Annotated in this window: 23 protein-coding genes; 9 read left to right on the top strand and 14 right to left on the bottom strand. The window is 50.4% G+C overall.

Going from position 1 to position 19,584, the window contains the following annotated elements; translation table 11 throughout:
* Complete coding sequence (locus KNP71_RS10615; RefSeq protein ID WP_214830677.1) at nucleotides 1-429, bottom strand: hypothetical protein; 429 nt, start codon at nucleotides 427-429, stop codon at nucleotides 1-3.
* A complete protein-coding gene (locus tag KNP71_RS10610; protein ID WP_058765651.1) occupies nucleotides 426-869 on the bottom strand; it encodes a hypothetical protein in 444 nt (147 codons plus the stop codon). Before KNP71_RS10610 ends, KNP71_RS10615 begins: the two co-directional genes overlap by 4 nt.
* 198 nt (nucleotides 870-1,067) lie before the next feature.
* Between KNP71_RS10610 and KNP71_RS10605 the strand changes: the two genes are divergently transcribed.
* The 6 genes from KNP71_RS10605 (at nucleotide 1,068) to KNP71_RS10580 (ending at nucleotide 5,568) form a co-directional block, all read left to right on the top strand.
* Nucleotides 1,068-1,778 carry a GntR family transcriptional regulator gene (locus KNP71_RS10605; protein ID WP_214830675.1) on the top strand — a complete coding sequence of 237 codons (711 nt, stop codon included), beginning with the start codon at nucleotides 1,068-1,070 and terminating at the stop codon, nucleotides 1,776-1,778.
* A gap of 151 nt (nucleotides 1,779-1,929) precedes the next feature.
* Nucleotides 1,930-2,277 (top strand): PTS lactose/cellobiose transporter subunit IIA, encoded by a 348-nt coding sequence (locus KNP71_RS10600; protein WP_214830673.1) that lies wholly within the window; start codon nucleotides 1,930-1,932, stop codon nucleotides 2,275-2,277.
* Entirely contained in the window at nucleotides 2,274-2,582 is a 309-nt protein-coding gene (locus KNP71_RS10595) for a PTS sugar transporter subunit IIB (RefSeq protein WP_021065302.1), read from the top strand. The genes KNP71_RS10600 and KNP71_RS10595 overlap by 4 nt, the downstream gene beginning before the upstream one ends.
* A 15-nt stretch (nucleotides 2,583-2,597) precedes the next feature.
* Nucleotides 2,598-4,004: a GH1 family beta-glucosidase gene (locus tag KNP71_RS10590; RefSeq protein WP_058765650.1), complete on the top strand. Its 1,407-nt coding sequence runs from the start codon at nucleotides 2,598-2,600 to the stop codon at nucleotides 4,002-4,004.
* 11 nt (nucleotides 4,005-4,015) lie between these two features.
* The gene (locus tag KNP71_RS10585) at nucleotides 4,016-5,344 is read left to right on the top strand and encodes a PTS sugar transporter subunit IIC (RefSeq protein ID WP_214830671.1); all 1,329 of its coding nucleotides are present in this window, start codon (nucleotides 4,016-4,018) and stop codon (nucleotides 5,342-5,344) included.
* Between the two features lie 74 nt (nucleotides 5,345-5,418).
* Nucleotides 5,419-5,568, top strand: coding sequence for a hypothetical protein (locus KNP71_RS10580; RefSeq protein WP_158001049.1), 150 nt, complete (start codon nucleotides 5,419-5,421; stop codon nucleotides 5,566-5,568).
* Between the two features lie 37 nt (nucleotides 5,569-5,605).
* Here KNP71_RS10580 and KNP71_RS10575 read toward each other — a convergent pair whose 3' ends face one another.
* The 8 genes from KNP71_RS10575 to KNP71_RS10540 all read right to left on the bottom strand — a co-directional run bounded on the left by KNP71_RS10575 (nucleotide 5,606) and on the right by KNP71_RS10540 (nucleotide 13,212).
* Nucleotides 5,606-6,055: a WapI family immunity protein gene (locus KNP71_RS10575; protein ID WP_029596146.1), complete on the bottom strand. Its 450-nt coding sequence runs from the start codon at nucleotides 6,053-6,055 to the stop codon at nucleotides 5,606-5,608.
* 2 nt (nucleotides 6,056-6,057) lie between these two features.
* Complete coding sequence (locus KNP71_RS10570; RefSeq protein WP_125318028.1) at nucleotides 6,058-6,300, bottom strand: hypothetical protein; 243 nt, start codon at nucleotides 6,298-6,300, stop codon at nucleotides 6,058-6,060.
* A 101-nt stretch (nucleotides 6,301-6,401) separates the two neighbouring features.
* Entirely contained in the window at nucleotides 6,402-7,754 is a 1,353-nt protein-coding gene (locus KNP71_RS10565; RefSeq protein WP_021065308.1) for a GH1 family beta-glucosidase, read from the bottom strand.
* Between the two features lie 24 nt (nucleotides 7,755-7,778).
* Nucleotides 7,779-8,705 carry a carbohydrate ABC transporter permease gene (locus tag KNP71_RS10560; protein WP_214830669.1) on the bottom strand — a complete coding sequence of 309 codons (927 nt, stop codon included), beginning with the start codon at nucleotides 8,703-8,705 and terminating at the stop codon, nucleotides 7,779-7,781.
* 3 nt (nucleotides 8,706-8,708) lie between these two features.
* Nucleotides 8,709-9,608, bottom strand: a complete 900-nt coding sequence (locus KNP71_RS10555; RefSeq protein WP_021065310.1) for a carbohydrate ABC transporter permease — start codon at nucleotides 9,606-9,608, stop codon at nucleotides 8,709-8,711.
* Nucleotides 9,609-9,670: 62 nt separating this feature from the next.
* Nucleotides 9,671-10,981, bottom strand: coding sequence for an ABC transporter substrate-binding protein (locus KNP71_RS10550; RefSeq protein ID WP_029596151.1), 1,311 nt, complete (start codon nucleotides 10,979-10,981; stop codon nucleotides 9,671-9,673).
* A 198-nt stretch (nucleotides 10,982-11,179) separates the two neighbouring features.
* Nucleotides 11,180-12,193, bottom strand: coding sequence for a LacI family DNA-binding transcriptional regulator (locus KNP71_RS10545; protein ID WP_214799826.1), 1,014 nt, complete (start codon nucleotides 12,191-12,193; stop codon nucleotides 11,180-11,182).
* Nucleotides 12,194-12,339: 146 nt separating this feature from the next.
* Nucleotides 12,340-13,212 carry a TetR/AcrR family transcriptional regulator gene (locus tag KNP71_RS10540; protein WP_021065313.1) on the bottom strand — a complete coding sequence of 291 codons (873 nt, stop codon included), beginning with the start codon at nucleotides 13,210-13,212 and terminating at the stop codon, nucleotides 12,340-12,342.
* Nucleotides 13,213-13,367: 155 nt separating this feature from the next.
* On the opposite strand from KNP71_RS10540, the gene KNP71_RS10535 reads away from it, so the two are divergent.
* On the top strand, nucleotides 13,368-14,861 hold the full coding sequence (locus KNP71_RS10535; protein ID WP_214830667.1) for a DHA2 family efflux MFS transporter permease subunit: 1,494 nt from the start codon (nucleotides 13,368-13,370) through the stop codon (nucleotides 14,859-14,861).
* 43 nt (nucleotides 14,862-14,904) lie between these two features.
* Here the strand turns inward: KNP71_RS10535 and KNP71_RS10530 are convergent, their stop codons facing one another.
* Nucleotides 14,905-15,363, bottom strand: coding sequence for a hypothetical protein (locus KNP71_RS10530; protein ID WP_029596155.1), 459 nt, complete (start codon nucleotides 15,361-15,363; stop codon nucleotides 14,905-14,907).
* Nucleotides 15,364-15,456: 93 nt separating this feature from the next.
* Nucleotides 15,457-16,101, bottom strand: coding sequence for a plasmid pRiA4b ORF-3 family protein (locus tag KNP71_RS10525; RefSeq protein ID WP_214756886.1), 645 nt, complete (start codon nucleotides 16,099-16,101; stop codon nucleotides 15,457-15,459).
* Nucleotides 16,102-16,438: 337 nt separating this feature from the next.
* Between KNP71_RS10525 and KNP71_RS10520 the strand changes: the two genes are divergently transcribed.
* Entirely contained in the window at nucleotides 16,439-16,948 is a 510-nt protein-coding gene (locus tag KNP71_RS10520; RefSeq protein ID WP_251128757.1) for a glucosaminidase domain-containing protein, read from the top strand.
* A gap of 173 nt (nucleotides 16,949-17,121) precedes the next feature.
* Nucleotides 17,122-17,664 carry a GNAT family N-acetyltransferase gene (locus KNP71_RS10515; RefSeq protein WP_214799828.1) on the top strand — a complete coding sequence of 181 codons (543 nt, stop codon included), beginning with the start codon at nucleotides 17,122-17,124 and terminating at the stop codon, nucleotides 17,662-17,664.
* 20 nt (nucleotides 17,665-17,684) lie between these two features.
* Here the strand turns inward: KNP71_RS10515 and KNP71_RS10510 are convergent, their stop codons facing one another.
* Both KNP71_RS10510 and KNP71_RS10505 read right to left on the bottom strand, forming a co-directional pair.
* Nucleotides 17,685-18,698: an ABC transporter permease gene (locus KNP71_RS10510; RefSeq protein ID WP_214830665.1), complete on the bottom strand. Its 1,014-nt coding sequence runs from the start codon at nucleotides 18,696-18,698 to the stop codon at nucleotides 17,685-17,687.
* On the bottom strand, nucleotides 18,691-19,419 hold the full coding sequence (locus KNP71_RS10505; protein WP_214830663.1) for an ABC transporter ATP-binding protein: 729 nt from the start codon (nucleotides 19,417-19,419) through the stop codon (nucleotides 18,691-18,693). The genes KNP71_RS10510 and KNP71_RS10505 overlap by 8 nt, the downstream gene beginning before the upstream one ends.
* Between the last annotated feature and the right edge of the window lie 165 nt (nucleotides 19,420-19,584).

Genomic DNA, 19,584 nt, shown 5'->3' with positions numbered 1-19,584 from the left:
TCACCCCCTAAGCTGTTCGTATGTAGGAAGCCACACATCCTCTTCTTTCATCCGCTTTTCGATTCGTATCGTCAACAACCCTGCTACTATAAGCATGAGCAGCCCACCTAGATACAGAACGTTCGACTCAAACAACTCACCACCATTTAAAGCGATAAAGAAGGCAATCGTATTGAAGCAGTCACTTCCGACCTGTCGGCGATAGAGATGCGACAATTTCGGATTCAATGTCCGCCGCATCCGGGACCGTCGAATATACATAACATTGACGGGAACGAGCGCTAGTCCGATATAGAGAATTCCCCAAAACAGATGATCCGTCCATGCTATAACTGGAAGGACGACAATCAAGAATACACCGACAATCCCAAAGATGAGTTGATGGAACGAACGAAACCACGCCCGTTCCTGCTCAATGCGTTCTCTCATCGCGCTTCCTCCAATTCAAGGGCGCGCAAGATTGGATCATGGGCTTGTAACGCCCGGTTCAAGCGGCGCGACACGACTTCGGCAATGATTCCCCAGATGACGACCGCGAACGCCCAATAGATGTTATCTTGACTGAAAATCAATAGCCCGCCGACCATGATGATGAGTACGCTCGTATTCACGATGTCGTATCCTAACTGCCAACGGAGCATTTTTTGTGCGGCGGACTCGAACAAAAACGACCGTCTCATCCGATATTTTGCCACGTCTGAAACGAGCAGGGCGACGCCGACAAGACCGAGCGGGACGGTGATCCACGTTGCCCGTCCAAAGAACATCAAAGCGAACGCCAGAATGACCACCGCCAATAAAGCGTAACCGATGCGTGTATGTCGTCGCTTCCATTCTCGTTCCCGTTCCATCCGAACTGATTGTGCCATGACCTTCTCCTCCTCACTCTTCTCCTTTTCTATACGAATCCCTTTCTGATTCGTTTCGTTGAATTCATTGATTTCCAAAGTAATCGTTCGACGTTTTTCAACAATTGCCGAAGGATTGTCCTCCACCCATATATAATTTCTGATATACTGATAGCGTATTCATACCTACAAATTTTCATGTGAAAGGTGCAGACCCTGATGTCCCCAAAGTATAAACAAGTCGCCGAACAGATTGAGACGGATATTATGAATCACGTCTATCAACATACGAACAAGCTCCTCACCGAGGACGAATACGCCAACAAATATGGCGTCAGCCGCAACACGATCCGAAAAGCGATCGAGATTCTTGTCAACAAAGGCTACGTCTATCAAGTGCAAGGGAGCGGTGTCTTCGTCCGTGACCATTATATGAGCGATTATGTGAACCTCGAGAAGTTGCAAGGTCTCACGAGTGACTTCAGTGGACGGAAAGTCGAGACGTGCGTCCTAGATTTCGAATTGACGACAGCGAACGATGAAGTGGCCGAGCGGATGAAGTGTGATATCGGCACACCCGTCTATTACGTCAAACGCCTTCGTCTTGTCGATGACCATCCGTTCTCGGTCGAGGATTCGTATTTCCGGAAAGACCTTGTCGTCTATCTCGATCGGAACATCACCGAGAAGTCGATTTACAACTACTTCCGCAATGACCAAAAACTCGCCATTGGTTTCGCCGATCGTGTCATTTACGCCGACTTTTTGAACGCAGAAGATGCCAAACTACTCGGGTTGAACGAAAACGATCCGGCCCTCCTCGTCGACAACACCGTCTATTTGACGAACGGTCAAATCTTCGACGTATCGCGCTCGACACATCATTTCCGCCATGTGAAGATGCTCAAAGTCTCAAACATCAAGTCCTAAACGCCCTCGAGAGATTGTTCTCGTGTGCGTTTTTTTATGTTCGCATTTCGGGCAAAAGAAAGGGTTTACATGTAAGCGGTATCGTGCTAATATCATCTTGTATAATTTGTACCTATGAATTTTGGTTATCCATACAAAAAGGAGAGATAATATGGTTTCTGAAACAATTGAAATTACTCCCGAAGATACCTTCGGTTTAATCGCCCTTTCAGGCGACGCGAAAGCAAGCTACCATCATGCGATGCTGTTGATGCAAGAAGGCAAAGCAGACGAAGCGGCTGAAGCGGTCAAAGCTGGTGACGCGACATTAAAAGAAGCACACGCCATCCAGACGAAATTCGTCACACTCGAGGCACAAGGGAAAACGGCTACGGTCGGAGTCCTCATGGTGCACGCGCAAGACCACTTAATGAACACGATCCTCGTCAAAGAGATGCTCGGCTATATGATGAACATGCAAAACGAAATCAACCAAATGAAAGGAATGGATCAAAAATGATGAAAATCGGACTCTTCTGCGCAGCAGGTATGTCAACAAGTATGTTAGTCGAAAAAATGAAAGCGGTTGCCGCTGAGCGAGGCCTTGAAGCCGAAATCGCTGCTTACCCGGAATCAGAAATGGAAACGTACGTGGACAACCTCGACGTCGCGCTTCTCGGACCACAAGTCAAATACTTGCTCGCGAAAGGCAAACAAATCTGTGAGCCTAAAGGCGTTCCAATCGACGTCATCAACACGGTCGACTACGGCATGATGAACGGAACGAAAGTATTAGACCACGCATTGAAACTCGCGAATAAATAAACTGAGGTGACCACTTTGAAAATGCCAAACAATTTCTTGTTCGGCGCCGCATCGGCTTCTTACCAAGTCGAGGGTGCATGGAACGAGGACGGGAAAGGACTCTCGAACTGGGACGTCTTCTCGAAAATTCCTGGAAAAACATTTGAAGATACGAACGGCGACGTCGCCGTCGACCATTACCACCGTTATAAAGAAGACATCGCGCTCATGGCGGAGATGGGACTCGAATCATACCGCTTCTCAATCTCATGGCCGCGTGTCTTCCCGAACGGCACAGGTGAAGTGAACGAAAAAGGACTCGAGTTCTATAACAACTTGATTGATGAGTGCTTGAAGCATAACATCGTCCCGTTCGTGACGCTTTACCACTGGGACCTCCCGCAAGCGCTTGAAGAAAAAGGCGGCTGGAAAAATCCAGAGACGGTTGACGCATTCGTTCGTTTCGCCGATACTTGCTTCCAATCGTTCGGCGACCGTGTTCGTCACTGGATCACGTTCAACGAAGCGGTCATCTTCTGTTCACTCGGCTACTTGACGGGGGCACACCCACCAGGCATCGAAGGCGACGTCAAAGGTTACTTCCAGACGACGCACCACGTCTTCGTCGCTCATGCTCGTGCCGTCGAGTTATTCAAACAAAACGGATACGTTGGTGAAATCGGAATCACGCACGTGTTCAACCCGGCGTTCAGCATCGATGACGCCGAAGAGAACAAGTTCGCTGAAATGCACGCGAACGCTTACTCGACGCATTGGTTCTATGATCCGATCTTGAAAGGTGAATACCCAGCGTACGTGGTGAAAGGACTCGAGGAGCAAGGGCTTCTCCCTGAAATGACAGACGAAGAGCTCGACCTCTTGAAGCGCACGGCTTCGATGAACGACTTCATCGGCCTCAACTACTACAGCCCGCAACGCGTCATGAAAAATGACTCGGCGCTCGTCATGGCCGGTGGCCGCGAGAACTCGACAGGCCGCCCGGGTAACCCATCATTCGATGGCGTCTACAAGACGGTCATGATGGATGACAAAGTCTACACGAAATGGGCTTGGGAAATCTCACCGGAAGCGTTCCTTGACGGCATGCACATGCTCAAAGATCGTTACGGCGATGTGAAAATCTACATCACAGAGAACGGTCTCGGTGATGTCGACCCGATCGTAGACGGAGAAATCGTCGACGACGCTCGCATCGAATACATCGAAGGTCATATCCGCGCCGTGAAACACGCTGTTGAACAGGGTGTCAACGTCGCAGGTTACTACGCTTGGTCGGCTATCGATCTTCTCAGCTGGCTCAACGGATATAAGAAGCAATATGGCTTCATCTATGTTGATCACGCTAACGGGCTTGCTCGTAAGAAGAAAAAATCGTTTTACTGGTACAAAGACATTATCGCTACTCGCGCTGAAAACCTATAAGGAGGTTCCCCATGAGCCGCTTAGAAACCGTATTTGAAAAATTCACGCCAGGGTTCGTTCGTTTCGCGAACGCCAAGCCCGTCCTTGCGATTAAGGACGGGTTCATCCTGACGATGCCGATGACGATCATCGGATCATTGTTCTTGCTCATCCTTGCTCTCCCAATTCCAGGTTGGGCTGACTTCATGTCAGGATTGTTCGGAGCCGATTGGACGCTTCCGCTCACGCAAGTCGTCGGTGCGACGTTCGACATTCTCGCTTTAATCGGTGTATTTGGCATCGCTTACTCATACGTGAAAAATGAGAAGATCGAAGGCGTACCGGCTGGTATTCTCGGAATCATCTCGTTCTTGATTATCACACAAGCGTCTGTCCTCTCTGAAGGTGGAGAAACAGTCGGCGGAGTCATCCCGAAAGTATGGACAGGCGGACAAGGTGTCCTCGCTGCCATCGTCGTCGGATTGGTTGTCGGATTCATTTATTCGCAGTTCATCAAACGCGGCATCAGCATTAAAATGCCTGACGGTGTTCCACCAGGCGTATCGAACTCATTCTCAGCACTCGTTCCTGGCCTTGCGATTATCTCACTTGCGGTCGCGACGTTCGCGATTTTCCAAGCAGTTTCCGAGCGTACGTTCACAGAAGTCGTTTATGACGTGCTTCAAGCACCACTTCAAAACTTGACAGACACACTTGCCGGAGCCGTCATCATCATGGTGCTCATGTCAGTCATGTGGTGGTGTGGAATTCACGGTGCTGCCATCCTCATGGGGATTATGGGACCACTCCTTACAGCTAACGCGCTTCAAAACCAAGCACTCCTCGATGCGGGTGAAACACTCGTTGCCGGTGAGAACGCGAAAATCGTTACAATCCAGTTCCTCGACGTGTTCACGAAGCTCGGTGGATCAGGCATCACAATCGGGTTCATTATCGCAACACTCATCGTCGCCCGCTCGGCTCACTTGAAGCAACTCGGTAAGCTCTCGCTTGCACCAAGTCTCTTCAACATCAACGAGCCGGTCATCTTCGGGATGCCGATTGTGTTCAACCCGATCATGTTCGTACCGTTCGTCATCGTTCCTGCCATCGCATCGTTCATGGTGTACTTCTCAATCCTTTGGGGCTGGGTCGACCCGTTCAACGCGCTTCAAGTGCCATGGACGACACCACCAGTAATCTCTGGTTTCTTAATCGGCGGATGGCGTGCAGCGCTCTTGCAGATCGTTACGATCGCAATGGCCGTAGCCGTCTACCTCCCGTTCGTGCGCATGCAAGACCGCGTCTCGTACGGTGAAGAGTTAAAAGCACAAGAAGACGCAGACAAAGCGTCAGCCTAAGCTCAAGACAGCCCTTCTCATCACAGAGAAGGGCTGTTATATTTAGGAAAATGAGTATGAGAGTTGGTACATACATGAAACGACATTATACGGTCGCGTTCTGCTCACTGATGAGCGCCTCGTTCCTCGCCGGCATCGCCCTAGAATCTGTCATCCCGTTCGTACTGGGAATCGTCTTCCTGTTCGCAGCCGGGGTTCAAGCCAGAAAAGAAATTATTCATTAAAAACAGCCAGCCTATTCGTAGCGCTGGCTGTTTTCGATTACATATCACGAATCGGATACGCGTTGGCAATGGCCTGTAATCCTTCCATAAAGCGCGCTACATGGCCTACAGACGTCTCAAACGTGAACGCAAGCTCCTCAGACTCCCCTTCAAGCGGATGTTCGACATACCCCTTCACCGTGACCTCATCTCCATCTCCGTCTCTTCTCGTCACCGTCAAGCAAACGAATGGTTCGGTCGGCTCAAACTCGACTTCAGACAAATCGCCCGCTACGAACGACTCAAACATCGGTATGTAGTGAGCCACGAGCAGACTGTCGAGCATGACGTCATCGAAGGTGATGCGATGGTCCGGCGTATGGAGCCCGACCCAATTACGATGCCAGGCCGCGTCATGGATGTTGTCGGCGTCAGGATAGGCATACGCATAACTCTCGATTGTCACATCACAGGACTCGTCTCGTGACATCAGTTTGGCAATGGGCATCGTTATCCGTCCTTCCTGAGTGAATAACCGTCAATCTCCTGCAGACGCATCCGTTTCTGATCGACAGCCGCATGGACGATGACCGTCACGCCAGGGTTGAGCTCCATCATCTTCTTGATTTTCGTCAAGTCACTTCCTCGAATTTCGACTGGCAGGATGAACTCGCCTTCTTTCAAATGGATGAACTTGATTTTTCCTTTGTCGTCATAGCCTGTCACTTCGTACGTCGCGTAGTTGCGTTTCATTTGAACGGCCCCTTTCATTCGTTGTCCTCTTCTATACGTTCCCCGCCTGAATCGGTTCCACACAAAAAATCCATCCCTGTAGCGGCAGGGATGGATCCATCTTACGCCTCGACGCTATCCGCGTGTTTGGCTTTATGATCGCCGATGACTCCAGCGTACCATTTCGCGCTGTCTTTCCAGACGCGCTCTTGCGTGTCGAAGTCGATGTAGAGAATGCCGAAGCGTTTCTCATAACCGAAGCTCCATTCGAAGTTGTCCATGAGCGACCAGAGATAATATCCGGCGATGTTCATGCCTTCGTCGTTCAAGTCGGATACGGCTGTGAGGTGCTTTTTAACGTAGTCGATGCGTTTCACGTCATGGACTTCGCCGTTCTCAAGCACGTCGTCGTAAGCCGCGCCGTTCTCTGTGATGATGATTGGAAGGTCTGTGTACTCGTTACGTAAGCGACGGATCAGGTCTTTGAATTCGTTCGGGGCGATATCCCAGCCCATGCCCGTCTTGTCGTAATCGGAGTACGCAGCCACCGTCATGAAGTCGTTCGCCGCGCTGAACTCAACGAGTCCGCGGCTGTAGAAGTTGATGCCGAAGAAGTCGCACTCTGTCGAGATCGTCTCCATGTCACCTGGTTTGATGAAATCGTACGTGTGAACGTATTTCGCGAACAAGTTCATCATGTCTACCGGATATTGACCTTTAAACACTGGATCGAGGAACCAGCGATTCGAGTAACCGTCCGAGTTGTTTTGTGCGAGTCGGTCATTCACCGAGTCCGTCTTCGCATAGACCGGTGACAAGTTGAGCGTGATGCCAATTGGCGTCGTCGACTTCAACTCTTGTTTCAACAGTTCGACCGCTTTCCCGTGCGAGAGAAGCATATGGTGCACGGCGCGGACCGCTTCGTTCATGTCGCGATGGCCCGGTGCGTGGACACCGACGTGATAGCCGAGGAATCCAGCACACCATGGCTCGTTGTGCGTGATCCACGAGTCGACGATGCCGTCGAGTTCATCGAAGCACACTTTGGCATAGTCGAGGAACCAGTCGACCGAGTCGCGGTTCACCCAGCCGCCTTCATTGTGGGCCCACATCGGGAGATCCCAGTGGTAGAGCGTGACGGCCGGCTTGATGCCTTCCTCACGGAGGCGTGTCGCCAGCGTCTTATAGAACGCCATCCCAGCCGGGTTGAACTCCCCCTTTGCAGGGAAAATACGCGGCCAAGCGATCGAGAAGCGATACGTGTCGACACCGAGCTGTTTGATATGCTGGATGTCTTCTTCGAAGCGATGGTAGTGGTCACACGCGACGTCACCGTTATGCTTCTCGAACACACGTCCGTCGATATCGCAGAACATGTCCCAAATCGACGGAGTGCGCCCGTCCTCGTTATGCGCGCCTTCAATCTGATACGACGAAGTCGCGGTCCCGAAGACGAAGTCTTTGTTAAACTGCATAGTCAATTCCTCTTTTCTCTCTAGTTATTCTTTGACCGCACCAGCCGAGATACTGCTGACGATGTATTTCGACAAGAACAAGAAGGCGATCATGATCGGTACGACCGAGATGGCGATACCGAGGTAAAGGGCACCGAGATTCTCGGCGACTTGTGAACCTTTCAAGAAGCCCATGAGGACCGGCAACGTGTATTTCTCTGGTGAGAACAAGAGCACGAGCGGCATCAAGTAGTTGTTCCATGAGCCGATGAACGTGAAGATCGACATCGTCGCAACGGCCGGCATCATCATCGGGAGCGCAATCGTATGGAAGATGCGCAGTTCGCTCGCTCCATCGATGCGCGCCGCTTCAATCATACTGACGTGCAGCGTCGCTTGCGTGTACTGACGGATGAAGAAGACGACGAACGGACTGGCGATTGACGGGATGATCAACGGGATGAACGAATCGAGAATTCCGAGCGTTTTCGAAATCTCGTAGAACCCGATGAGTCCAAGTTGCCCTGGGACCATCATCATGACGAGCATGAAGATGAACATCACGTTTTTGCCTTTGAAGTTATAGAACGCGAATCCGAACGCGGTCATCGCTGAGAAGTAACCAGAGAGCAACGTCACGAGCACCGCGACGATCAAACTGTTTTTAAAGCCGGTCCAGATGTTGATATAGTCGCTCAAAATCGCATAGTTGTCGACGAGCGCCGGTCCAGGGATGAGCGAGAAACCAGACATGATTTCACCGTTCGTCCGTGTGGCGTTGATGAGCATCATCAAGAACGGGATAAAACAGATAATCGTCAAGACAATCAAGCCCGTGTAAATCAAGCTACGGCTAAACCATTTCTTTTTCTGCTTCTTTACTGGCGGTTCCACGCGAAGCGGTTTCTCCTCGCGCGGCGGCTGAACTTCGCTGTCGGCGAGCATACGCCGTGATTCTGCATTTTGTTCCATTGCTTATGCTCCCTTCTGCGCAGCGCGTTCTTTACGGAACATCCCTTTGAAGACGATCGCCGAGAAGACGAGTGTAATCAAAAACAAGCCGTAAGCGACCGCTGCCGCATAGCCATAGTTGTTATACTTGAATGCTTGGTTGTACAAGTAGAGAACCATCGTGTTCAGTGAGCCGTCCGGTGCGCCGATTCCATCTGTCAATAAGAGCGGAAGATCGAACAGTTGAAGACCACCGATGAGCGATGTAATCATGATGTACAAAAGAATCGGTTTGAGTAATGGGACCGTGACGTTCGTGAACATCTGCCAACGGTTCGCGCCATCGATATGGGCGGCTTCGAAGAAATCTTGTGAAATCCCCGATACACCGGCCATGACGATGATGAACGAGTGACCGAACCACATCCATGTCAAAATGAGTGAGACGGACAGTTGTGCCGTCACCGGTTGCGATAACCAATTGATCGGGTCAGAGATGATGCCGAGTTTCAAGAGCATCATGTTGAGTGATCCATGCTGCCAGTCGAGCAAGATGCCGAACAAGAGCGCGACCGAACTGATTGTGATCAAGTTAGGAAGATAGAAGAATGAACGGAAGAACGCGAGGCCCTTCAACTTCAAACGTAAATCTGAGAACAAGAGCGCGAGTGCCAGTGCGAGACCGATTTGCAAGACAAAGTTTATTCCCCAAATCTTGATCGTATTGACGAACGCCTCGATGAAGTATGTGTCTGTCAACAGGCGCGCGTAGTTCGCAAAGCCGACGACCTCTTCTCCTTGGCTGCCGGTATAGTTGGTGAAACTGTAGTACAGGGTCAAGAAGACCGGGTAGATACTGAATGTCAAAAAGACGACCCAAAATGGGGCAATAAACGCATAGCCGTAACGGTCTAGTTTTTTCACGTCGTGTTACTCCTTCCATAGCAACCCTTAAGGGGGGAAATCCCCCCACGGGTTAGCTTGCTTCAGTCAACTGTAATGTCTGGGTAAGCGTTCTTCGCTTGTTTTTTGAACTCTTCGATTGCTTCTTCTTTCGACTTCTTACCTTCTACGTACTGAAGGACTGAAGCGCCGTAGAGCGTGTCGAGCTGTTGGTCGTATTTCGTGACGATTCCTGGTGTGATTTCATCCGCTTGGTCGAGGAAGAAGTCATAGTTGTTCTGTCCGCCGAGGAACTCATCGCTGAAGTCGTCTTTGATTTTGTCGGTAACTGGTTTGTAAGCGAGGACGTCGCCTGTCTCTTCAGCCCAGCCAGTCAAGAACTCTTCGTCTTGTGTCATGAGCTTAACGAAATCATAAGCAGCTTCTTTATTTTTCGATCCTTCATAAACGCCGAGCCATGTGCCGCCCCAGAAGTACGGGCTTGGACCGTTCGTGACTGCCCAGTCACCGGCTGTGTCTTTCGCGCTGTCTTTCAAGACGCTGTGAAGACCCCATGTTGGAAGAACGTAAGAGAAGACTTGTGTCTCTGTCTCTTTGCCGCCTTCTTTAACTTTGATTGGCTTCGACATGCCTTCGAACCAAGATGGTGACCATTCTGGAGCGAGTGCCGTGTATTGTTTCTCACGAAGTTCTTTCGCGTAGTCCATGTAGTTGATCTTGTCTTCTGTCAACACGAGTTCGTTCTTGTCGTTTACCCATGCTTCTGGGTTCGCGCCTTGTGAGAACCAACGGATCGCGCCTTCGTCTGGGAACATCTTGTAGCCTTTTTGCTTCATCTTCTCAGCAACTTCGAAGACGCCGTCCATCGAGCTCATCATGTTGCCGATTTCAGTCGGATCGTCCGTACCGAGGACTTCTTTCGCTAAACTACGTTTGTAGTAGACGCCACCTGGTGTCGTTTGCCATGAGAGAGCGCGCACGTTGCCATCTTTGTCTTTCCCGAGGTCGAAGACGTAAGGGATGTAGTCGTCTGAGATTTCATTGACGTTGTAAGGCTCGTCTGAAAGGTTTTCCCAGTAGCCTGCGTCAACCCATTGCTTGAGGAACGCGATTTCGCCTGTGAAGACGTCCGGTGCCCCAACGCCGCTTTCAAGTGCCGGCTTAAGTTTTGTCGGATAGTCCGCGATTGGAACGATGGTCAATTCGACCTTGACGCCGTTCTTCTCTTCGTATGTTTTGATTGGTTCTTTGAGCTCATCCGTGAACGACCAAACTTTAAGTACGTCGTCTTTGCCGTTTGACGATTCTGAAGACCCTTCGTCATTTGAGCATGCGCCCAAGACACCGACTGATAGTGCTCCGATAGAGAGTAAGCTAACTAATTTTTTACGCATGTGTGAACCATCCTTTATAAGTGTTTTTGAGAAAGCGTTTACAAGAAGAGGCAAATAATTTTCGAAAGCGCTTTCGAAAGAATCGAAATAAAATATCGAAAGCGGTTTCGATTTGGGGTGAATGATTTTCGAAATCGCTCTCTTCTCTCCATTCCGCTGAAGCGAACAGAGCGACTTCGAAACATCATCGTGACTTGTTTACTTTTTGACTGGCGCGCACGATGCCCGTTCAATCAATGTGACCGGGATGACGCGACGTTCAGTCCGTCGTTCTTTGGCTGTCATCTGCTCGATGAGCAGCTCGGCCGCCGCCTCTCCGATTTCGTCCGTGTCTTGCCGGATTGTCGTCAGTTTCGGCGTGATGTACTTGATCATCTCGATGTCATCGTAGCCGATAATCGAGATGTCTTCCGGGACCCGGAGACCGTGTTCATGGACGGCTTCGATTGCCCCGATTGCCATTTGATCGCCTGCCACAAAGACAGCCGTCGGCGGTGACGCCAATTGTAACAACTTCTCCATCGCCTGCTTGCCTTCTTCGACCGAGAAGAACCCGGCGTTGACCAAGTATCCTGGCTGAATCGGCAAGTCGAGCGTTTGCATGGCGAGCTCGTACCCTTTCACCCGGGCCGCCCCAGCGTCAATCGACGTATCTCCGGCGATGTGAGCGATGTGGCGATGGCCTAACTCATACAAGTAGTTCACAGCCATGCGGGCACCTTCCGTATTGTCCGAGTAGACGACGCTACAGTTGGCGCTGTCCATGTCGACCACGACAATTGGGATGTCGCTTTGCATGAGTTCTTGTACTTGTTCGTCCATCCGGTCCGAGCAAATGACGACGATGCCGTCGACCGCTCGATGTTTGAAGTGTTCGAGGTAACTCATGTCACGATTCCGGAGGTTACGCGAGGCGAAAATCAAATCATAGCCGTGCTCCTCGGTCGCGTGACGGAAACTTTCGATGATGCCGTTAAAGAACGGATGTTTCATTCCGACTTCATTCGCTTCTGAGAACATGACCCCGATCGCCCACGACTTTTTCGTCGATAACGACTGCGCGTGCGCGTTCGGCAGATAGTCCATCTCAGCCGCGGCTTGTAATATTTTGGCTCTCGTCTTTTCGCTGACGTCCTTGTAGTTGTTCAACGCTTTGGAGACGGTCGTAATCGAAAAGCCGGTTATTTTTGCTAAATCATAAATCGTACCCATGTCATTCTCCTCTTCCCGAAAGCGCTTTCGGTAATTTGATTGTAGCGCATGAATTTGTAGGAATCAATTCTTTTTCGTGGAATATTTTGAGATTTATTTTCGTACCGTGTTTCTTCTATATTACAGCAACCAATCTTTTTTTGTCGTTAGTGTGTCCGTGTATACAGCCAAACGAGATTCGTAAATTTCTGAACTTCGGTCTCCCCCGTCACTCCTTTGAACAGACGTTGGAACGGCTTGAGCAATTGCTCGATGACAATTTTACGAAGCCGGTCTTGATGCAACTCATACGTGATTGCCTCAAACAAATCCGCTTGTTCTTCGGTCATCTTGACGTGTGCGCGAATCCGTTCCGCCATCTCAATCAGTTCGTCTTTTGTGACGAGGTTTTTATCAGTCGTACCACGCATCTGATCGACTGTGACCGGATTTAAAATATGCTCGTTCGTCTCGACCATACGGGCCGCCATCAGCTCGACGTAGGCGTATAAGTTACGAATCAGTTTCTGAATCGAATAGGCCGTGTTCGTGATGCGGAGCGTGAACAAGATGTGTTGCAACATCCCATTGAAGAGCACGGTCAACTCGACCGAGTACGGACGAATCTCCTCACCGATAATCTCGGTCAAACGCATGGCGAGCCACTCGATCTCATAAACACGGTGCTGCAAGACGAGCTTCTTCAGCTCGGGCTCATTCGCCGACATGATCGACTCAAATAAGGCGTGGAGGTTCCGCTCTTCATTTAATTGAATGAGGATGGAAATCTGCTCGATAAAGACGTCCTTGTCACGCTTGTCCCGCCCCATCTGCATCTCGATGCGGCGCTGGCCGGCGTCATAGCGCAAGTTCTCAAGGATATTGGCGACACAGTCCGTCTTCGAGGCGAAGTAATTGTAGAACGTCCCTTTCGAGATGTTCGCCCGTTCAATGATTTCTTGGACCGACGTCTGTTGGACCCCGTTCTCAATGAAGAGGTTCATGGCGACATCGGCGACTTTTCGTTTCTTATCTTTCATATCATTTCCTGCTCCGTTCTGTTTCATTTATAGATTCAGTATATCATTTTGAACTGATAGTACAAAATGGTTGATTTATTTATACGACGGGTATAAAATCACTACATTGACACTTACTAGTATATAACTATTCAGAACATAAAGGAGCAACTCGTATGAAACCAGAATTCCAAAAGAAACCGCCGTATCTCATGCTCGCGGTCCTCTTTGCCGGGGCGTTCATCGCCTTTCTCAACAACTCTTTATTGAACGTCGCACTCCCATCGATCATGGTCGATTTGGAGATTGCCGACTACTCGACCGTCCAATGGCTCGCGACTGGCTTCATGCTCGTGACGGGTGTGCTCGTCCCGGCATCAGCCTACTTGATCACCCGGTTCTCGAACCGAAGCCTATTCATCACCTCGATGGCGATTTTCGCTGTCGGGACGGCCATCGCCGCCTTTTCACCGAACTTCGGCATCTTACTCGCCGGTCGGATGATTCAAGCGGTCGGTGCCTCGACGATGGGGCCACTCCTTATGAACGTCATGCTCGTCAGTTTCCCGCGTGAAAAACGTGGAACAGCGATGGGGATTTTCGGTCTCGTCATGATCTCCGCACCAGCCATTGGACCGACGCTTTCAGGTTACATCGTCGAGTATTACGACTGGCGCGTCTTATTTGAGATGATTCTCCCGCTCGCCATCATCGGTCTCGGTCTCGCCATTTGGAAAGCCGAGAACGTCATGGTCCAAAATAAAGAGCAATCGCTCGACTATTTGTCACTCGTCTTATCGACGCTCGGTTTCGGTGGCGTCTTGTACGGAGTCAGCTCGGCGAGTTCGGATGGCTGGGACAACCCGATCGTCTTGACGACGATGATCGTCGGATTCGTCGCGTTAATCGCCTTCGTCATCCGTCAGCTCAACATGGAGAAGCCGCTGCTCGACCTTCGGGCGTACAAATACCCGATGTTCGCACTCGCTTCCATCATTGCGATCGTCAACGCCGTCGCCATGTTCTCCGGCATGATTTTGACACCGGCCTATGTTCAAAGCGTCCGCGGCATCTCGCCGCTCGACTCTGGGCTCATGCTGTTACCGGGTGCCATCATCATGGGGATCATGTCACCGATCACAGGGAAACTGTTCGATAAGTTCGGACCGAAGTTGCTCTCGATCACAGGTCTCACCATCACAGCGATTTCGACGTATATGCTCGCTAACGTTCAACTCGATTCGACGTACACGTACATCGTGACGACGTACACGCTCCGCATGTTCGGGATGTCGATGGTCATGATGCCAATCATGACTAACGGTCTCAACCAGTTGCCAACGAGTCTCAACCCGCACGGAACGGCCATCAACAACACGGCCCAACAAGTATCCGGTGCAATCGGGACGGCAGTCCTCGTCACCATCATGAACTCTGTCACGAAAACAGAAGCCGAGTCGCTCATGACCGGCGTCGACCCAGCGACACTCACCGAGAGTGCGATGGGCGCGTTGACGCAACAAGCGTTACTGTCAGGAATTCAAGTTTCATTCTATGTGGCACTTGGGATGAACCTACTTGCGCTTGTACTGGCATTTTTCGTAAAACGAGTCGATGTACGCAAGCTCGACTTCAAGGAAGAAGAATCCGAACTCAAAAAAGCGAATTAACACAACAAGCCGTCCTGTTCGAACAGGGCGGCTTGTTTTCTGTTTATCCTTTTGTAAAACTCAAGTCATGCCGACTCGGATGTTCCGGGTCGAGCTGGCGAATCTTGCGTTCGTAATACATCGTCGTCGCCGCTTGGCCCGCGACCGCACCAAAGAAAATCATCATCCATAAGAACAGATTTGACTGGAATCCGTTCTTAAACAACAAACAGAACCCGATGGCCCCGAACAACGAGACAGCGTTGCGGCCGAGATACGTGCGGCGAATGAACTTCTGGACGGATGGTTCGTCTGTCAACCGTTGCATGAATTGGCTTTCGCGCCACTCCAAATAAATCAACACGACGAGCGCCGCTAAGAAGACGATCCCATAACCCGTTTGAAACTCATTCATAACCAATAACGCAAACGACATCCCGACCGCGATGACGACGGATACGTGCAAGGGCATCCATCTTTTTTGATACGATTGAATCGAACGCATCCGTGCTTGTTTCTCCATTCCCATCACCTCGTTTCTATTTACGTAAGCCAACTGATTTTAGTTTCCTTAAATCGTGGGGTTTTTATAGAGATATTCACTCCGCCGCTTTTCTCATTTCACTCTCTTCACAGTCACATATTCTTGCAATAGGAAATTGATTTTATCCTTTTGATAGAATTGTACTTCTTTAGACGCTTCCACATACTCCTCGTGTTGCGGATGAGACGTATCGTTTAGGATGTCTTGAATCATCTGATTTCCAGTCATCCCGCCCACGTCTTCGAATGGCGTCTCCCCTTCCCATTCTGTCACCATCGGATATGGATACGGATAGTCGTCGATGACTTTCTCTAACGTCAGTTTATGCTTCCAGTCGTCCCCGTAGTCATACGTATAGTAAAGTTTCGGATTCGACTCGATGACGGTCGGCAATTTTACGTTCTTCATCTGGCGAATGGATAATTGCCGATACATTTCATAAATCTGTTGTTCGAATGCTTGTAATTGCGACTTAGACTTGAAGTAAGACAACCGAGCCTTATGCTCCTCGGCTTCATCTGAAGATAAGACGAACCGGAACGTCGGCTTTCGTAAATCATTTTCAAACTTTGCCAAGTGAGAGTCGTCCCACCACATAACGATTTGAATCGCGTCATGGAGCCGTTTGAAGTTCGTCTCGGCCGGGATGCTAAAGCGGCGCCAGACCGGTGTTGGGCTGTCGAGAAGTTGAATGTGGAACTGATACGCTTTGAACATAAAGTCGATTCCTCCTAATTTCGTTTCGGTCGCTTCTTTTTCTGATGATGATTCTTCCTGTTTCAAAAATACCTGAATGAATGGAAACTCGCCACTTACAAAATAGCACTTCACGATTTAGTTGCATAAATTTGGATGATTCCTCCCGCTTAATCAAAATGAAATAATTAAAAAGCCTAATATATGGTATTATTTGCATAGTTTATTTATTGAATAGGGAGGAACAAGGATGAAAAACGTGTTCGTTTATTCGATCGGAATTGCTTTAATCCTATTTTCGTTGATTATATCGATGCCATCTGTTTCAGCTGCGTCAAAAAAAGAAAATCGTGCTATTATGGGAACGTCAGCATTAACACCTCAACAGATGGCGGACTTTGTCAAAAAGAAAAATCCGAAAAACGTCCGGCTTCAAGGTGTGACCGTCGAAGAGCTCGCCAAGCTGTTCGTCGTCATCGGAGCAAAAGAAGGTGTCCGTGGCGATGTCGCGTTCGCGCAAGCGTTGAAGGAGACCGGCTACTTCAGTTACAAAGGTGACGTGCTCCCGAGGCAACATAATTATGCGGGCATCGGAACGGTCGGTAACGGGGTAAAAGGTCATACGTTCCGCTCGCCTTTCCAAGGCGTCACGGCCCATATTCAGCACCTGAAAGCATACGCTTCGAAAGACAAACTGAACATGAAGCTCGTGGACCCTCGCTTCCGTTACGTGAAACGAGGATCTGCACCAACTTGGCCTGCCCTTCAAGGCAAATGGGCGATGCAGCCGAGAGGCAACTATGGCAACGACATCCTTGCAATCTACAAAGAGATGGAACGGACAAAACTTCGCGTCGCCAAAAAATGAACGACTACAATGACTTACAGGGGTGAAAGATAGTGACTTGCAACCAAGTACGATTGTTTAGCGGACTCGCACTTCTCGTGACCGGCGTCGCTTTACTACTTAAACGTTAAGCTGCATCCGGGAATGCCCGGATGCTTTTTTGACGCAATCAACAATAAAGAGGAGCTACCTCAATGAAACCACGCACGTATATCCGAGAGGGTCAACGATGTACCGTTCGACTGGCCGAGACGAACGATGCGAAGCGACTTGAATTGATTCGTCTTCAAATCGACAGCGAAACCGAATTTTTAGACCGCGAGCCGGGCGAGGGCTATCTCGACGCTCCTGCGTTCAAACGACTCATTCAACTAGACCGCGAAACAGCCAACCGTGTCTTCCTAGTCGCCGAAGTCGATGGAAACCTTGTCGGGTTTGCCCGTTGCGAAGGCAGTTCGTTGAAACGGAAAGTGCATGCCGTCGAGTTCGGCGTCGGGGTGTTGCAAGCCTATTGGGGATTCGGCCTCGGCTCGGCACTATTGCGCGCTTCAATCGATTGGGCCGAGACGAACGGAATTCATAAAATCAATTTGAGCGTCATCGAGGCGAATGAAAAAGCCGTCGCACTCTATGAGCGTTACGGCTTTGAAGAGGAAGGCAGATTGCGTCATGACAAACGCCTGAGCGATGGTAAGTACTATGACACGATAATGATGGGACGGTTGAATCGGGGTTGAGCAAATGGCTCAACTCTTTTTTAATGCCCCCGATACTTCCCGAGCGCCCGCATGTTGAGCAAGTAGAGTACCCCGGCATAGACAATCAAGCCGAGCACGTAGCCCCAGATGCCGGCGAACCCGCTACCGTACACCATCACTTCTTTGATGGCCGTCGCCCCGTAAAAGATGGGCATGACGTAGCTCAAGTTGCCAAGCCCGTATGGAATCAAGTCGAGCGGGATCAATCCCGAGAAGAACACTTGCGGAATGATCGTGAACGGAATCATTTGGACGACTTGGAGTTCCGAACGAGCGAACACCGAAATCGTCGCGCCGAACAAGACGGCCGTCCCGGCCATGAGCAGCATGACCAACATGACCCAGCCAATGTTTCCAAGTGACGTCAGCCTAAGCACGTAAATCGTATACAGGACGATGAAGACGGACTGGACGACCGCGAATACGCCATAGCCGAGCGTATACCCCAAGATGACCTGCCCGCGTTTGATTGGAGTCATCAAGAGCCGTTCGAGCGTGCCGCCGCTCCGCTCTTTGACGAGCGCCATCGCCGACAGGATGAAGACGAAGAAGAACGAGAACAGCGACAAGAACACATAGCCGAACGAATCGAACGTCGATTGGCCAGCTTCCCCATATACGAAAGCCGTCGTCCCTTCCGCCGAGGGCATGACCATGTTCAAGCCGTCTCGTATTTCTTGCACCGCTTTCGATGATTTGGTCGACGGTTCTCGAAGCATGAGGAACGTCGAATTCGGCGTTTTCAGAAGGACAGCGTCAACGTTCTCGTGTTCCTTAAGATACGCCTCCGGGTCCTCAAGATCCACGATAATCACTTCAAGTGTCTCCCCTTCTAGCGCATCGACGATTTGCTCAGGCATGGACGCATCGACCGCGACGACCGGCACATAATCCGAATCCCCGAGCAGGAAGTAGACGAGCGTCAAGATGAGGAGCGGCGCAATCAAAATCAAGGCGACACTCCGCTTATCATTGAGCGTCTGAAAGATGACGCGCTTCGCCAAGTTACGCATGATCCGCCCCTCCTTCTCGACCGGCGATGAGGAACAGTTCCTCAACGCGACCGTTGTCCGTCTTGTCTAACAGATGTGGCACCGTATCGTAAGCAATCAAGCGACCGTTATAGATGAGCGCGGCCCGGTCACACTCGAGCACCTCATCCATGACGTGCGTCGAGACGATGATGGTCGTGCCGTTCGCCCGAATCGCTTGAAACTGATCCCAGATTTGGCGACGTAAAATAGGATCGATTCCGACCGTCGGCTCGTCTAAAAACAAGACGTCCGGCTGATGCAGGATGGCGATGGCGAGCGACAACCGTTTTTTCATCCCGCCTGAGAAGTTTCGGACGAGCTTCTTGCGGTCGGCCGTCAAATCGACGAGCGTGAGCACTTCCGTGATGCGTTGCTGCAGTGCCGTCTTGCCGAGCTTATAGATGGAGCCGAAAAACTCAAGATTCGCCTCGGCCGACAAGTCGTCGTACAGCCCATCGTTCTGTGGCATGAAGCCGATGTTGTGCAGCATGCTCATGTTCGGCATGGCCGTCTCCCCGATGCGAATTGAGCCTTTGTCTGCCTTCAAGGCACCAATCATCAGCCGGATGAGCGTCGTCTTCCCCGAACCGGATGGACCAAGCAGACAACAGATGTCCTCTGAGTTGATGGTAAAGCCGACGTGGTCGATGGCCAATTGGTCACCGAACGATTTACTGACGCCGTTCAGTTGAATGTCCATAGCGATTCTCCTTTTCGATGCCCGATTCATATACACTTGACTAATAGACACCGTGTTGGTTTATATGTTCAGTATAGACCTCGTCCGAAAGCCCAACAATCGGCAATATCGGGCATCGTGTCGGTTATCAGACAGTTTTCACTCAAGTGTTGGATAAAGGAGAAT

This window comes from Exiguobacterium sp. s56, from assembly GCF_018618255.1.
Taxonomy (GTDB): Bacteria; Bacillota; Bacilli; order Exiguobacteriales; family Exiguobacteriaceae; genus Exiguobacterium; species Exiguobacterium chiriqhucha.
Note: the sequence above shows the minus strand (reverse complement) of the source record. Positions and strands in the feature narration are given on the sequence as shown.